The 15545-nt window shown below is 43.7% G+C and carries 11 protein-coding genes; 5 read left to right on the top strand and 6 right to left on the bottom strand.

Going from position 1 to position 15545, the window contains the following annotated elements:
- A partial coding sequence (locus DEM91_RS04280) for a hypothetical protein (protein WP_249858117.1) occupies positions 1-187 on the top strand: 187 nt, incomplete at its 5' end.
- Positions 188-506: 319 nt separating this feature from the next.
- On the opposite strand, the gene tsf is transcribed toward DEM91_RS04280, so the two are convergent.
- From tsf to DEM91_RS04250, 6 genes are all read right to left on the bottom strand, one after another.
- Positions 507-1499: a translation elongation factor Ts gene (gene tsf / locus DEM91_RS04275; RefSeq protein ID WP_249858116.1), complete on the bottom strand. Its 993-nt coding sequence runs from the start codon at positions 1497-1499 to the stop codon at positions 507-509.
- A 127-nt stretch (positions 1500-1626) separates the two neighbouring features.
- The gene (rpsB, locus tag DEM91_RS04270; RefSeq protein ID WP_008125044.1) at positions 1627-2514 is read right to left on the bottom strand and encodes a 30S ribosomal protein S2; all 888 of its coding nucleotides are present in this window, start codon (positions 2512-2514) and stop codon (positions 1627-1629) included.
- 292 nt (positions 2515-2806) lie between these two features.
- A complete protein-coding gene (rpsI, locus tag DEM91_RS04265; RefSeq protein WP_103003613.1) occupies positions 2807-3193 on the bottom strand; it encodes a 30S ribosomal protein S9 in 387 nt (128 codons plus the stop codon).
- Between the two features lie 8 nt (positions 3194-3201).
- Complete coding sequence (rplM, locus tag DEM91_RS04260) at positions 3202-3663, bottom strand: 50S ribosomal protein L13 (protein ID WP_103003612.1); 462 nt, start codon at positions 3661-3663, stop codon at positions 3202-3204.
- Between the two features lie 378 nt (positions 3664-4041).
- Positions 4042-6135 (bottom strand): RagB/SusD family nutrient uptake outer membrane protein, encoded by a 2094-nt coding sequence (locus DEM91_RS04255; RefSeq protein ID WP_249858115.1) that lies wholly within the window; start codon positions 6133-6135, stop codon positions 4042-4044.
- A 12-nt stretch (positions 6136-6147) separates the two neighbouring features.
- The gene (locus DEM91_RS04250; protein ID WP_249858114.1) at positions 6148-9363 is read right to left on the bottom strand and encodes a SusC/RagA family TonB-linked outer membrane protein; all 3216 of its coding nucleotides are present in this window, start codon (positions 9361-9363) and stop codon (positions 6148-6150) included.
- Positions 9364-9719: 356 nt separating this feature from the next.
- Between DEM91_RS04250 and DEM91_RS04245 the strand changes: the two genes are divergently transcribed.
- The 4 genes from DEM91_RS04245 (at position 9720) to speA (ending at position 15485) form a co-directional block, all read left to right on the top strand.
- Positions 9720-10247: an NUDIX domain-containing protein gene (locus tag DEM91_RS04245; RefSeq protein WP_025072025.1), complete on the top strand. Its 528-nt coding sequence runs from the start codon at positions 9720-9722 to the stop codon at positions 10245-10247.
- A 452-nt stretch (positions 10248-10699) separates the two neighbouring features.
- Positions 10700-13027, top strand: coding sequence for a type I DNA topoisomerase (gene topA, locus DEM91_RS04240; RefSeq protein ID WP_249858113.1), 2328 nt, complete (start codon positions 10700-10702; stop codon positions 13025-13027).
- Between the two features lie 16 nt (positions 13028-13043).
- Entirely contained in the window at positions 13044-13571 is a 528-nt protein-coding gene (locus DEM91_RS04235; protein WP_249858119.1) for a shikimate kinase, read from the top strand.
- Positions 13572-13592: 21 nt separating this feature from the next.
- On the top strand, positions 13593-15485 hold the full coding sequence (gene speA / locus DEM91_RS04230) for a biosynthetic arginine decarboxylase (protein ID WP_025072027.1): 1893 nt from the start codon (positions 13593-13595) through the stop codon (positions 15483-15485).
- Positions 15486-15545 lie beyond the last annotated feature (60 nt).

The following is a 15545-nucleotide window of genomic DNA, read 5'->3' as shown; positions in this document are numbered from 1 at the left end:
TGTCCATATGGAAAAAATTAAAGGATTTCTCTTTGCCGTACGACACAGAGAAATCCTAATGACCGATTTGGGTTTAAGCATAACACGCTCAACGTCAAATAATTATGAACATCGCTCAAAATTCGCGTATTTGCGACCAACTTTGCTGTTGGTGATTTACACGCAAGTTATGAGAGGTGCTTTGTAAAGAAAATTCAGCATTTATTATCTTTGAATACACCGTGTCACCAATGTTACAAATGCTGTTCGGTAGACGGCGCGCGTTGTATAAAAAGCTTTATTCAATCAAAGAACAGGGAGGAGGAATGTTAGTCCCATTTTTAAGGATTTACATGAGATACGCTCGTTTGTTTTAGGTGAAAATGTCAATCTGTCAAGTGGCTACACTTTGTGCGGAACCCAAACAGCTGGGCAGGTACGTACCAAATAGGCAAGAAAAAAGCCAGTAAAGAAAATCTCTTCACTGGCTCTATACGGTTGATTGATAGTTCAATACGATACGATGTTTAGTCTGCACGCAAACTAAAACGCTTAAAGTTCACAACTGTAAGCTCTTTGTCGGTCTGCTTCAGATAGTCTGCAACGGTCAGTTTGCTATCTTGAATATATTCTTGATTCAAGAGACAGCTCTCCTTAAAGAACTTGTTCATGCGACCTTTAGCAATATTTTGAATCATTTGCTCGTTCAAATTTGCTAATTTCTCTTCAGCAACTTCCTTCTTCAGCTTTCTGATTTCGTCAGCTTGTGCTTCTGTGATTTCACCCTTGCGAATGCCTTCTTCCATGTGATCTTCGCTTTCTGAGATGTAAACATTGAAGCCAGCCTTCTTCAGCGCATTGGTCACAGCTTTTTCTACCTGTTCCTCTTTTGTCTTTTCAAGAGCCACTTTGTACTCTGCATCTTTCACCTCTTGTGTAACACTTTCCTCGTTCAGTGCTACGGGGTTCATTGCAGCTACCTGCATAGCGATGTTGTGTCCCTGCTCTTCTGCTGGTTTGTTGGTCTGAACCATGGTGCAAAGGATGTTTTTGTTCATGTGGTTATAGATCTCCACGTTTTCGCCTTCGATGAAGAGGTAACCGTCGAGTTCCATTTTCTCACCAGTGATACCTGAGCGAAGTTTAACAGTCGTTGCTACGTCTTTACCGTCAGCAAAGGTCAAGCCCAATATCTCTTCGATGTTCTTTGCTTTGGCAGCAATCGCAGCATCAAGAATTTGCTCGGTGCACTCAATGAATTCCTTACCGTTAGCAACGAAATCAGTTTCGCACTTCAGTGCAATCATTGCGGCAAAGTCATTCGACTTCTTAACGAGAACGCAACCGTTGGAAGTCTCGCGATCAGAACGTTTTGCAGCAATGGCTAATCCACGCTCACGAACAAGCTCAACAGCTCTGTCCATATTTCCTTCTGCTTCGGTCAAAGCCTTTTTACAATCAGCCAGACCAGCACCTGTCATCTTACGTAGTTTCTGTATATCAGCAATGTTAACAGCCATAATCTTATTTCTTATTTATAGGGGTTAATATGTATTGTTATATAAAAAAGAGCAGAGAAGAATAAAGAAAATTTTTGGCATATTTTTGTTACATACCATCATTCTCTATTCTCCTCTGTTCATACAATTATTCTGCAGCTGGAGTTTCCTCTTCTGCTTTCACTTCAACTTCTTCTTTTTCTTCTGTTTCTGCTTTTTCATCAGCAACTTCGGTAGAAGTCTCTACGGTTTCTTCTGCTTCTTTACGAGCTCTACGTGCTCGCTTTGGCTTAGCCTCAGCTACTTCTTCGCTTTGCTCTGCTGCAGCCTTCTCGTCTGCTTTTTCTGCCTTACGCTCTTCCAATCCTTCAGCAATTGCTTGGCAGCAAGCTGTTAGGATGACGTCAATGGAATCTTTCGCATCGTCATTAGCAGGAATGACAAAGTCAATATTCTTAGGATCTGAATTGGTATCTACGATAGCAAAAACAGGAATACCCAAGCGGTTTGCTTCCTTTACAGCGATATGCTCTTTCATTACGTCAACAACGAAAAGTGCTGATGGCAAACGTGTCAGGTCGGCAATAGAACCTAAGTTCTTTTCTAACTTAGCACGCTGGCGTGTTACTTGCAGCAATTCGCGCTTAGAGATGTTTGCGAAAGTACCGTCGTTCATCAACTTATCAATGTTTGCCATTTTCTTCACAGCCTTACGAATGGTAGGGAAGTTGGTGAGCATACCACCAGCCCAGCGCTCAATAACGTATGGCATGTTAACAGATGCAGCCTTCTCAGCTACAATGTCCTTAGCTTGTTTTTTAGTAGCGACAAACAAAATCTTCTTTCCAGACTTAGCAATTTGTTTCAAAGCTTCTGCAGCCTCATCAATTTTTGCTACGGTTTTGTTTAAGTCGATGATATGAATACCATTACGCTCCATAAAGATATAAGGAGCCATTGCAGGATTCCACTTGCGGCGAAGGTGTCCAAAATGACTACCAGCCTGTAATAATTGGTCAAAGTTTGTTCTTGACATTTTTTCTTTTTTTAATTGTTTACTTTCTTTTTAGTTGATTAGAACCAATCTTCGAGTAGTTCGCCACGCATGGGAAATCTCGAGGATTTAGATACTAAACGGATGCTCAGTTGACGAGTGAATAGTTTACAAGTTTACGAGTGATCAGTTTACAAGTTTACGAGTTGATAGCTTGTAAGTGTACGAGTTAACAGTTTACAAGTTTACAAGCTTGCGAGTTAATCGTTTTCAAGTGTATAAGTATCACCTCGTCCACTTGTCCACTCGTCACCTTGTCTACTACTCTCCTCAATTAACGCTTACTGAACTGGAAGCGACGACGAGCTTTTGGCTGACCTGGTTTCTTACGTTCTACAGAACGACTGTCACGAGTCAAGAAGCCTTGTGCTTTCAATGCGCCCTTATCATCAGCATTAATCTTTACCAAGGCGCGAGCAATTGCCAAACGGAGAGCTTGGCTCTGACCTGTAAAGCCGCCACCATCAAGATTTACCTTAATATCATATTTGCCTTCAACTTCGAGTGTCGTCAATGGCTGCTTAACCACATAACGCAAAATAGCTGATGGGAAATATGTCTCAATGTCTTTTTTGTTAATCGTAATTTTGCCGGTACCTTCAGTGAGGTAAACACGAGCAACTGCGCTCTTGCGGCGACCTATTGCGTTGATTATTTCCATTTTACTTATTATTTATACTGGTTAATATCAATTGCCTTTGGCTGCTGAGCTGCTTTATCATGCTCAGCTCCTTCAAAAACATACAGGTTCTTCAACAAAGAGCGACCCAAAGGACCCTTTGGTAACATACCTTTCACAGCATGACGAACAATCTTCTCTACACCATTCTTGCGAGTGCGAAGCTCTGCGGGGGTGTTGAAACGCTGTCCGCCTGGGTAACCAGTATAACGTGTGTATAGCTTGTCTGTTTCTTTTTTACCAGAGAACTTAATCTTCTCTGCGTTGATGATGATGACATTGTCACCGCAATCTACATGAGGGGTGAAAGATGGCTTGTACTTTCCACGTAGCAACTTTGCTACTTTAGAGCAAAAACGACCAACGATTTGATCGCTTGCATCTACTACGACCCACTCTTTCTTTGCTGTTTCCTTATTAACGGAAATAGTCTTATAACTTAAAGTGTCCATTAAACTTTTAAATTTTACTACTAAAAAACATTATTTTTTCTCACTTGCACGGGCGATTCACTAACCGTAACACTCGGCCAAAAGCATCACTATTAACACGACCGCACAGGGGACTCTAAGTTCATCCCCGAAATAATCGGTCTGCAAAAATACATATTTAATAGTAATGTGCAAAGAAAAGGTACAAACCTACCCGTTTAATTATATCTATTTAACAAAATTACATATTATTAATGTGGCGTATCTTTTATCAATACAAAAATATGCAACGAGCACATAGTTGGTTATTTCTCGTAACAATACAAAAAAATGGGAGGCAGTGACCGATATTGGTCAACTGTCTCCCATATTCAAGAGTTATCTATTAATTTTCCATTTTTACTTTTCAGCCTCACCGTTGGCTGTTGTTGGCCAATAAATATTCTGATAGAGATATGTATTTGCCACAGAACCATCGGGTGAGCAGAGTTTCATTTCCTGAACTGAGAATGGTGACAAGTAGTGAGCCTGATAGAATGTGTATCCATTGTACAGGTTGTATTTCTTGTTCATCTGGTAAGGACGATAGTATTTCGTAAGGTCCTTAGAGGACATGGTAGCCTTGTCGCCACCATCAGCAACGATATAGTTCTTCGTCACTTCATTGCCCTTGTCGTCTTTAACTTTATACTCAAATACCTTATTCTTATACATTTCGTCCCAGAAGTTCACACCTTCTATTTGGTAGTTCTTTACCTGGTCAAGTGCACACCAACGAATGAGGTCGTCCATGCGATAACCCTCACCAGCCAACTCGCTTCTACGTTCACGTCTGATAGAATACAGTGTGGCGTTGATAGGTTTACCTGCAGAGAATGCACCCCAGTCATACGAAGGTGTATTTACGTTTGCTTCGCGGCTCATGTCAGTAGCGTCAATGGTTGTCTCGATAGAGGCTGTAATGCCAGCACGTTCGCGCAATTGTGTCCAATACTTGCGTGCTGTTGCATCAATACCACCAGTCTTCTCGTAAGAAGCCTCGATATAGTTAAGCATTGCTTCTTCTACGCGTACCAATATCTGTCCTGAAACATCCGAGAAAGTCTGTCCCAACTGCATGTCAGGGTCGTAGTTGTAGAATTTGCGCTGTCTGTAGCCAGTGTTATCTTTGCTCTCGGCATTATCTGTAACGATATTGGCAATGCCCAACTTGACAAGGTCTACTTCTGGAAGTTTTTTCTTCTTCGCTTCTGCATTATACACTGCGATGCTGTTTGGGTCTGTAGCCAGTACGTCCGATTCGCCAAATACAAAGAGTTGCAAGCGCTCGTCTCTATTGGTCTTAGCCAAATCAATCGACTTGTCACCCTGGTATCCAGAGCCTGTGGCATAGATAGGCAAACCGTTCTTCATCAAGAACGACTCTACCAAACCTCTTGTCCATCCCGTCTGTGAGCCTGTTCGCAATTTGTTAGATGTAAGGTGTGCCACACCAATGTCCGAATTGAACTGTCTCCACATCAACACTTCTGGATATTTGCTCAAGTCAGAAGAAGCAAACATGTCGTAATAAGGATTCCAGCCTCCATATTCACTCTTCTTGGTAGGATTCATCTGATGACTGTTTGCAGTAGGAAGTCCAACAGCGTCGGATACCTGTTTAGCAGCATCCATGGCTTGAGTCAAGAAGAAATCTACCTCTTCTTGTTGATTAATCTTGAAGTCTTTGTTCCAAGACATGTTCTTTCCAGGCCAGTTGGCATCACCAGGCACACGTCCAGTACCTCTGTGATACTTCTCAAATGTTCCCTCGTATAGAGCCATTCTTGACTTCACTGCCAATGCAGCATACTTGTTGATGCGTAGCTTTCCACCATTGACAGGCTTTTCCTGCAATTGTGAGATGGCTTTGTCCATATCAGACAAAATCTGGCGTGCCACCAAGTTACGAGGCATACGCTTGCTTGCTTCTGCCAAGTCGGCATCAATGTTCAGTTCTTTCAGAACGATAGGGAAGTCGCCAAAGCTTTTCAGTTTACTGAAATAAAGCATGGCTCTGATGAAGTAAGCTTCGCCCATATATTGGTTGATCTGCTTTTTGTCGCCTTCAATGGCTCCTGCCTTTATCTTTGCTTCTTGTTCGTTGATGAACTTGTTAACATCGCGAATGGCGTTAAAGCCGATACCACCCGATGTTGGCACTTTCCACTGGTCTTGTAGGAACATACCCGCATTGCCGTTGGATGTAGCTTGGTTGTCGGTTCCATTGTCGTAAGTGGCTACACCTGCCCACCAACCAATGTTGTTGGGGAAGATAGAGCCATAGTAGAGCCATGTGAATGTACCTAATTGGTCAGCGTTTTTATAATAATCGCCAGGAGACACTTGGTCCAGAGGTGCCCTGTCTAAGAAGTCGTTGCACGCTGTCAGCATCAAGCTGGTACATGCGATGACCATTCCTCCTCTTAAAATATTTTTTATATCGTATTTCATAATTTCCAATTATTAAAAGTTAAGATTCAAACCAAAAGACAAAACCCTTTGCAGAGGGTAAATCTTTCCTGGTCCCCAGTCACCACCTGTTGCCTCTGGATCGAAGATTTTATTCATTTTAGTGAATGTGTACAGGTTCTCTGCAGAGATATAGAAACGAACTCTGTTAAGTCCCCATGCGCTTGTCAATCCAACAGGTAAGGTATAACCCAGCTGAATGTTCTTAATGCGCATGTAGGCTGCATTCTGCAAGTAGCGGTCGCTGGTATAGAAGTTCTTCCATCCATTGCCGAAGAGTGGACGTGGATAGAAGGCACCAGGATTAGGACCGAAGTTCTTATCATCTGCTGGACGCCAGTAGTCCAAATGCTCTTTGAAGGCGGCTGCCTGCCACATGCCGTGGTTAGCACCAGTGCTGTAAGGAGAAGCGTCCCAGAAGTCGCGCTTGCCTACACCTTGTAAGAAGAGCAGGAAGTCAAATCCTTTCCACGCTGCGTCCATGGTAATACCAAAGCGATAGCGTGGCATTGAATTACCGATAACGGACAAGTCGCCAGTGTTATCGTAGGTGTTCTCACCGTTGTTTACTTTCTTATCGCCATTCAAGTCTTTGTACATCACATCACCGGCAGCCCAGTTTGAGCCCCATGATGGTTTGTTGTTAGCAAGCCAGTCGCTCATCTCTTTGTCCGACTGTGCGATGCCTTCTACTTGATATCCCCAAATGTCACCCATCTTCTGACCTTCACACCAATCTGACAGCAGGCGGTTAGGATTGTAGAAGCGTGTAATAGTTTGTATGTCGTCCGACATTACTAACTTCACTCCATAGTTGAAATCGCCGATATGGTCGCGCCATCTTACTTCCAGTTCCCAGCCGTTGGTGCGCAAGTTACTGTTGTTTTCTTTAGGTGGGTCTGCACCCAAGATAGAAGGCTTGGCTGGAGCAGGTCCTACCATGTCGCTTGTGTTGCGGACAAAGTAGTCGAAGTTACCTTGCAATCTGTTGTTGAACATGCCGAAGTCTAATCCCACGTTCCAAGAGCGTACGGTTTCCCATGTCAGATTTGGTGATACCAATCCTGGCACGCTTGCAATAGTCTGCTTTTGTCCATTGATAAGCCAATTTGAAGATGTTGCCCATACTGGTTGACTAAGGAACCATGGATATATTTCTTTGATGTTGGTGTTACCCAATGTTCCCCAAGAACCACGCACCTTCAAGGTCTGCACCGTATTGGTAAGTGGCTTGAAGAACGCCTCGCGCGCCATGTTCCAACCCAAAGAGAATGAGGGGAAAGTAGCCCATGTCTTATCACCGATGAAACGTGAAGAACCGTCTCGGCGGATAGAGAACTCAGCCAAGTAGCGAGAATCATAAGCATAGTTCACACGAGCAAACATACCCATGGTTGCCCATTGGGTGTTGCCGAAGCCTGGACGTGTGTTCTCGTGAGTGGCGTTGTTGAGCGTAGGCACCAACGGTGTGATGAGATCAGCACGCGATGCAGACAGCACGGTGTACAAGTTTGACTCCATATCCAAACCACCTAACAACTTCAGGTCATGCTTTTCGTTGAGCGTAAACGCATACTCGGTGTAGAAGCGACCGTTGAAGTAATTGGTACGGCTCATGCCATCACTCACGTCCGACTTTCCCGCCTTGTAGCCATCATTCCATGCAGCAGGGGTGAGCAGTTCCTGTGGGTCGTGATAGTAGATAGGTAGCACGTCCCAGTGGTTGTGATAGTTGGTGGTGTTGTAGTTACCCTCCAAACGTATCTTCCAGCCAGCGAGAGGCTTGAACTCAAACACCAGCTGTTGGAACAGCTTGTCTGTGGTGGATTTGTCCAATCCGCCATCTTCCATCTGGATAATCTCATTACCATGCACATAGTGTCCGTGTGGATCATAGACAGGATTGGTAGGCCAACGGCGTGCGATGTTATGGAAGAAAAGTCCCGTCATATAAGATGGACGACTGAATGCCTCACGGTTCCACTTGTTGCTGTACGAGATGGAGAGCCACTTGGTGACGTCAGCGTTCACCTTCGTTGTAAAGTTGTACTTGTTGAGTACGTCCTTGCCGTGGCGTATCAATCCGTGCTGGTTAAGCCATGTACCACTTACATAGTAGTTGATGTTCTTCACACCACCGCTGATAGAAACGTTATGCTCTTGTGAGGGAACATTGCTTTTGTACATTTCCTTGAACCAGTCGGTGTTTGCCCACGAACCCGTGTACATCGCCCATGGCTCATTAGCGGCATAACCTTGCCACTTGGTAAGACCCTTGTCTTCTTCCTTGAGTGTGCCGTTGATGTTGTCTTGAATCTTCTTCATGATTTCCTCGTTGAACGGTGCACCCTCACCATTGTTGGCAGCAGCATCGTTCCAATAGCGTGCGAAGTCGTACGAGTTGGGCATCTCTGGTACTTGCGTAGCCGTTGAGAAACGCATATTGCCGTTGTATGAAATACTTGCGCGCCCGTCCTTACCGCTCTTGGTTGTCACCAAAATAACACCAAAGGCTGCACGTGAACCATAAATAGCACTTGCTGAGGCATCTTTCAATACAGAGATGCTCTCAATGTCGTTGGGTGCCAGCGAGTACAAGTCGCCTTCGGTACCATCAATCAGCACCAGTGGCGAAGCGTTAGAACCCTCACCGATGGTACCCGTACCACGGATGTTCATAGACATACGGCGGTCCAATGAGCCACCACCGTTGCCCACGGTGAAGTTCAGTCCCGGTACAGCACCTTGCAATGCCTGTGCCACACTGGTAACGGCGCGCGACTCTAATGTCTTCTTGCTCACTACCGACACGGCACCCGTAAGGTTTACCTTCTTCTGAGTACCGTAGCCCACAACCACTACGTCCTCCAGACTTTCGGCATCCTCGTGCAGTGTGATAGAAAGGTCTTTCCCATTCCATACCACCGTTTGGGTTTTGTAGCCCACATACGAAATGGTGAGCGTGGTTCCCGTTGCCACATCTGGCAGCGTAAAGTTGCCCTCCATATCGCTGATTGTGGCTTTCTTTTGTCCATTCACTACGATAGACGCTCCAATAATAGGGTCGCCATTCGTATCCATAATAGTACCCTTACACGCAGCCTGCTGCTGAGCCACTGTCACCATGGGGGTAACAGACGTATCAGCATGCGAAAGACTGGCGGAGGATAATGCCAATGCCATTAGCATTATTGTCCTAAATGTTGCCATAAATACGAATAAATTTTAAAGGTTTAATAGTTTTGATTTTTTTATACTCTTTATGTTTGCAAATATACGATTAATTAAATGAATTTCACACAAAAGAAACAAATATTAACTCATGTGTCTTGATTTTATAGCTTTCCAGCCCTCCAACTGTTCATGAAACCTCATTTATTCATGTTTTTTGGGTGATTTAGGCGATGAGAAGAAAGAAAGTGAATAGGATTTGTCGAATCAATAAAATTTAGTATCTTTGTAAGTGTCAAGACACTTGAGTCCAAATCTATGAAGCGAGGGTTCCAGCCCCTTAGACCATAGAGAGGAAACGATAAAACAGACATTATCCATCACAAACAACAATGATACACTTATTAGAAAAATTTCAGTTCTGTCCCGTCTGCGGAAGTCAGCATTTTGTGATTAAGAACGAGAAAAGCAAGCAGTGCGAGAATTGTCACTTTGAATATTATCTGAATCCAAGTGCGGCAAACGTGGCTTTCATCATGAATCAAAAAGGTGAAATCCTGATAGAGCGCCGCCTCAAAGAGCCTGCAAAAGGAACTTACGACTTGCCTGGTGGTTTCACCGATGCAAATGAAACGGGCGAGGAAGGAGTAATAAGAGAGGTGAAAGAAGAGACCAACCTTGACGTTACAAAAGCCACATACCTCTTCAGCTTACCCAATAAATACCGATACAGCGGTTTAGACATCCCTACCTTGGACATGTTTTTCCTTTGCGAGGTAGCCGACACCTCAACTCTGACCGCAGGTGATGATGCAGGCGAAACACTTTGGATGGCACCAGAGGATATCCATACCGAAGAGTTTGGATTACGTTCCATACGTGAAGGTCTCCGTCGATTTTTAGACCATCACTTACCCCGATAATTGTAAACATTTTTACATGCCGTTGTTATCTACATGAGTTAATGCCCTTAACCCATGTAGATAACCGCCTTATCTCCATGAGTTAAGGCCCTTATCTCCATGCTTCAATAATCTTAGGAAATAGAGACAGCTTACATCGTGTATTGAGCGAAGCTTTAATCTGAGCTCATTTTATTGATAATCTGCATGTTATAGATTTGGTGTGCATGCGATTGAAAACAATTATTTCAGTCTTCTTCGGCTGAAAATATCCCAAAATTGTTGTCGCAACTGTAAAGTTTTTTGACAGTTATTTTGGTAAAATTTTATGCAAATAAAAAGGCATTCTGATTTATAATTTAAGCAAACGCATCTTAAAAACCTTAAAAACCTGCCAAAATATTCTATATATAAAAGGTATAAAGAAAGTTTTGTTTACTTTTGCCGCCAAATAACAAGACGATTCAACAGCAATGCAAGAGAATTTAGTAATTGTAGAGAGCCCTGCAAAAGCAAAAACGATTGAGAAGTTTTTGGGCAAAGACTATAAGGTAATGTCCTCCTATGGTCATATTCGTGACTTGAAGAAGAAAGAGTTGAGCATTGATCCAAAGACTTTAGAGCCAAAATATGAAATCCCAGAGGAGAAGAAAAAATTAGTTAGCGAACTGAAGAAAAACGCCAAGGACGCCAAATATATATGGCTCGCATCCGATGAAGACCGTGAGGGAGAAGCCATATCTTGGCATCTGTGCGAGGTGCTTGGTTTGGATGAAGAAAAAACAAATCGCATTGTTTTTCATGAAATCACCAAGCCCGCTATTTTAGATGCCATTCAAAATCCACGCCATCTCAACATGGATTTGGTCAATGCGCAACAAGCAAGGCGTGTACTCGACCGCTTGGTAGGCTTCCGTCTGTCGCCCGTTCTTTGGCGAAAAGTCAAGCCAGCCCTCTCGGCAGGACGTGTGCAGAGCGTGGCTGTACGACTCATTGTAGAGCGTGAACGAGAGATACAAGCCTTCAAAAGCGAGCCTTACTACCGCATCAATGCAACTTTCAATATTGCAAATGCAGAGGGAACAGCGGAGGTGAAAGCCGAATTAGACAAGCGTTTCCCTACTCACGAAGAAGCACTTGCTTTCTTAGAAAAATGCAAAGACGCACAGTTCACAGTGGGCAGCATTGCACGCAAGCCCCTCAAACGCACACCAGCGCCTCCCTTTACCACCTCCACACTGCAACAAGAGGCAGCACGAAAGTTGGGATTTACGGTGGGACAAACCATGATGATAGCGCAACATCTGTACGAAAGCGGATTGATTACTTACATGCGTACCGACAGCGTCAACCTGTCATCGCTCGCTATCAATACCAGCAAAGACGAAATCATAAAGGCTTATGGCAAGGAATACAATAAGCCTCGTAAATATCAGACACACTCGAAAGGCGCACAAGAAGCGCACGAAGCCATTCGCCCCACTTACATGAGCCAGCACGAGATAGAAGGAACCTCGCAAGAGCGTAGACTCTACGACCTCATCTGGAAGCGTACGGCAGCCAGCCAAATGGCAGATGCCCAGATAGAAAAGACGACCGTGAACATTGAGGTTAGTGGTGTGACAGAGCAGTTTGTTGCAAACGTGGAGAATATTAAGTTTGATGGTTTCATCAAAGCTTATCGCGAATCAAGCGATGAGGATGAGACAAATCAAGAAGACACCTCACACACCTTGCCCGTTCTTACCGAAGGCGACCGCTTACTGCGACACGAAATCACCTCAACCGAGCGTTACTCCCAAAGTCCTATTCGATACACGGAAGCCAGTTTGGTGAAGAAATTAGAGGAATTGGGCATTGGACGTCCTTCTACTTATGCGCCCACTATTAGCACTATCCAGCAACGAGAATATGTGCAAAAAGGAGACAAGAAAGGCGATGAACGGACCTACACCATAGACACCTTGAAGAATGACCACATCACGTCAAAAGAGAAAACCGAAGTGGTGGGCAATGAGAAGGGAAAACTCCTACCTACTGACATAGGAACCGTAGTGAACGACTTCTTGATAAACAATTTCCCAGCTATCATGGACTATAACTTCACCGCAAATGTAGAAGAGAAGTTCGATGAAATTGCCGAAGGAAAGGCTTCATGGCTAAAAATGATGAAGGTGTTCTACAAAGATTTTGAACCCGTTGTAGAAAAAGTAATGAATGCCCGAAGCGAACACAAAGCTGGTGAACGAGAAATAGGCATTGACCCTGAGAGTGGGAAACCAGTATTTGTAAAGATAGGAAGATTTGGTCCAGTGGTACAAATCGGGACGGCTGAAGATGACGAGAAACCGAAGTTTTCACAGCTTCCTGCGGATAAAAGTATGGCAACCATCACCTTGGAAGAGGCGCTGAAACTCTTTCAACTGCCTCGTACAGTAGGACAGTTTGAAGGCTCTGATGTCGTGATAGGGGCGGGTAGATTTGGTCCATACGTGCTTCACAACAAAAAATATGTATCCCTTCCCAAGACTGAAAACCCCTTGAAAGTAAGCTTAGAGACAGCGATAGAGCTGATAGAGCAAAAACGACAGCAGGAGAAAGAACGTCACATCAAATCCTTTGAACAAGACGAAAAGATGGAAGTACTCAACGGTAGGTACGGTCCATACATCGCCTATGACGGAAAGAACTACCGACTGCCAAAAATATGGCACGACAAAGCTGCGGATATTTCCTACGAACAGTGTATGGAGATTATCCAAAATACGCCCGTAAAGAAGTCAACTCGGAGTAGAAAATAAAGTGCCTCAAGACATGATGAATCGTATTATCATCCTTGGCTACATGGGGGCAGGAAAGACAACGATAGGAAAAGCCCTGTCTAAAGCCACGGGAATGCCCTTTTACGACCTTGATTGGTACATAGAAAATAGGATGCGAAAGACGATACCACAAATCTTTGAAGAGCGAGGAGAAGAGGGATTTCGGAAAATAGAGCATGAAATGCTGCACGAAGTTGCCGAGTTCGAGAATGTTATTTTCAGCTGTGGTGGTGGCACTCCCTGCTTCTTTGACAACATGGACTACATGAACAGGCAGGGCAAAACGGTATATCTGAAAGCCTGCACCGATGTGCTCTACAAACATTTGAACATGGGCAGGAACGTTAGACCCTTACTACTCAATAAGACAGCGGATGAGGTGAAAGCCTATATCCAAAGCCAACTCCGTGAACGAGAAATTTATTATCAAAAGGCACAGTACACCTTTGACGTGACATTACTAGATCAATACGAAAAAATTAAATTAGCAGTAACTCAATTGAGAGCACTTCTCAACCTCTAAAAACAGAACATTTCGGAAACAATGAAAAAGTGGACAATAGAAGATTCAAAAGAACTATATAACATCAATGGATGGGGCGTTTCTTATTTTGGCATCAACGAAAAGGGAAATGCCTATGTAACACCTTGCAAAGACAACACGGAGATAGACCTTAGAGACGTGATGGACGAGCTGGCATTACGTGACGTGAGCGCACCCGTACTATTGCGTTTTCCCGACATCTTGGATAACCGAATAGAAAAGACTGCCAGTTGTTTTGAACAAGCATCCAAGGAATACAATTATACAGGACAGAATTTCATTATCTACCCCATCAAGGTAAACCAAATGCAACCTGTTGTTGAGGAGATTATCTCTCACGGACAGAAATTCAATTTAGGACTGGAAGCAGGCAGTAAGCCAGAACTTCATGCCGTCATAGCAGTTCAATGTCAAAGCGACTCTCTGATTATCTGCAATGGTTATAAAGACCAAAACTACATTGAGCTGGCACTCTTGGCACAGAAAATGGGCAAACGCATCTTCATTGTCATTGAAAAGCTCAACGAATTAGACATCATTGCAAAAGCTGCTAAGAAGATAGGAGTACGCCCTAATATTGGTATTCGCATCAAATTGGCTTCATCGGGTTCGGGAAAATGGGCTGAAAGTGGTGGCGATGCCTCCAAGTTTGGTTTGAATTCTTCAGAACTTTTACTGGCATTAAAAATGCTTGAGGAGAAAGGTCTCAAAGACTGTCTTCACTTGATTCATTTCCACATCGGGTCGCAAATCACCAAAATACGCCGTATTCAGACGGCTCTACGTGAAGCGGCGCAATATTACATCAACCTGCATAAAATGGGTTATCCCGTCGATTTCGTAGACTGTGGTGGAGGATTAGGGGTGGACTATGACGGTACACGTTCCTCGAATAGTGAGAGTTCGGTCAATTATTCTATTCAAGAATATGTCAATGACTGTATTTACACCTTTGTAGAGGCAGCGGATAAAAACGAGATTCCGCATCCGAACCTTATCACCGAGAGTGGCAGATCACTTTCTGCGCACCACTCCGTGCTTATTATTGATGTGTTGGAAACCGCCAGTTTGCCTCAAATGCCTGAAGAGTTTGAACCCGAAGAGAATGATCATCAGTTGGTAAAAGATCTCTATGATATATGGGATAATTTGAATTCGCGCAACATTATGGAAGATTGGCATGATGCAGAACAAATCCGCGAAGAATCTCTTGACCTGTTCACGCACGGCATTGTCGACCTTCGTACACGGGCGGAGATAGAGAGTATTTATTGGAGTATCTGTCATGAAATAAACATGATGGCTAAGTCGCTCAAGCATGTCCCTGACGAATTGAGAAATTTAGACAAGACTTTGGCAGATAAATACTTCTGTAATTTTTCTTTATTTCAATCACTCCCAGATAGTTGGGCGATAGATCAGCTCTTCCCTATATTGCCTATTCAGCGACTGAACGAACGACCTACACGCAATGCAACCTTGCAAGATATTACCTGTGATAGTGATGGGAAGATTGCAAACTTTGTGACCAATCGCAACATCTCACACGTCTTGCCTGTCCATACGCTGAAAAATCATGAACCCTATTATTTAGGTGTGTTCCTCGTAGGAGCCTATCAAGAGATTTTAGGCGATTTACACAATCTCTTTGGAGATACCAACGCTGTACATATCTCCGTGAAGGATGGCAAATACAAAATAGACCAAATCATTGATGGTGAGACTGTTGAGGAAGTACTTGACTATGTGCAATACAATCCAAAGAAATTGGTAAGGCAATTAGAAACTTGGGTGACAAAGAGTGTCAAGCAAGGAAAGATTTCATTAGACGAAGGAAAAGAGTTCTTAAATAATTATCGCTCTGGTCTTTACGGCTATACCTATCTTGAATAAGGAAGGCAAAGGGAACAGAAATGAGGCAAGAGTTGGAGAACATCCACAACACCTCATGCC

It is taken from the genome of Prevotella sp. TCVGH (genome assembly GCF_023522295.1).
Classification (GTDB): domain Bacteria; phylum Bacteroidota; class Bacteroidia; order Bacteroidales; family Bacteroidaceae; genus Prevotella; species Prevotella timonensis.
The sequence above is the reverse complement of the archived record's forward strand: the minus strand, read 5'-3'. Positions and strand labels throughout refer to the sequence as shown.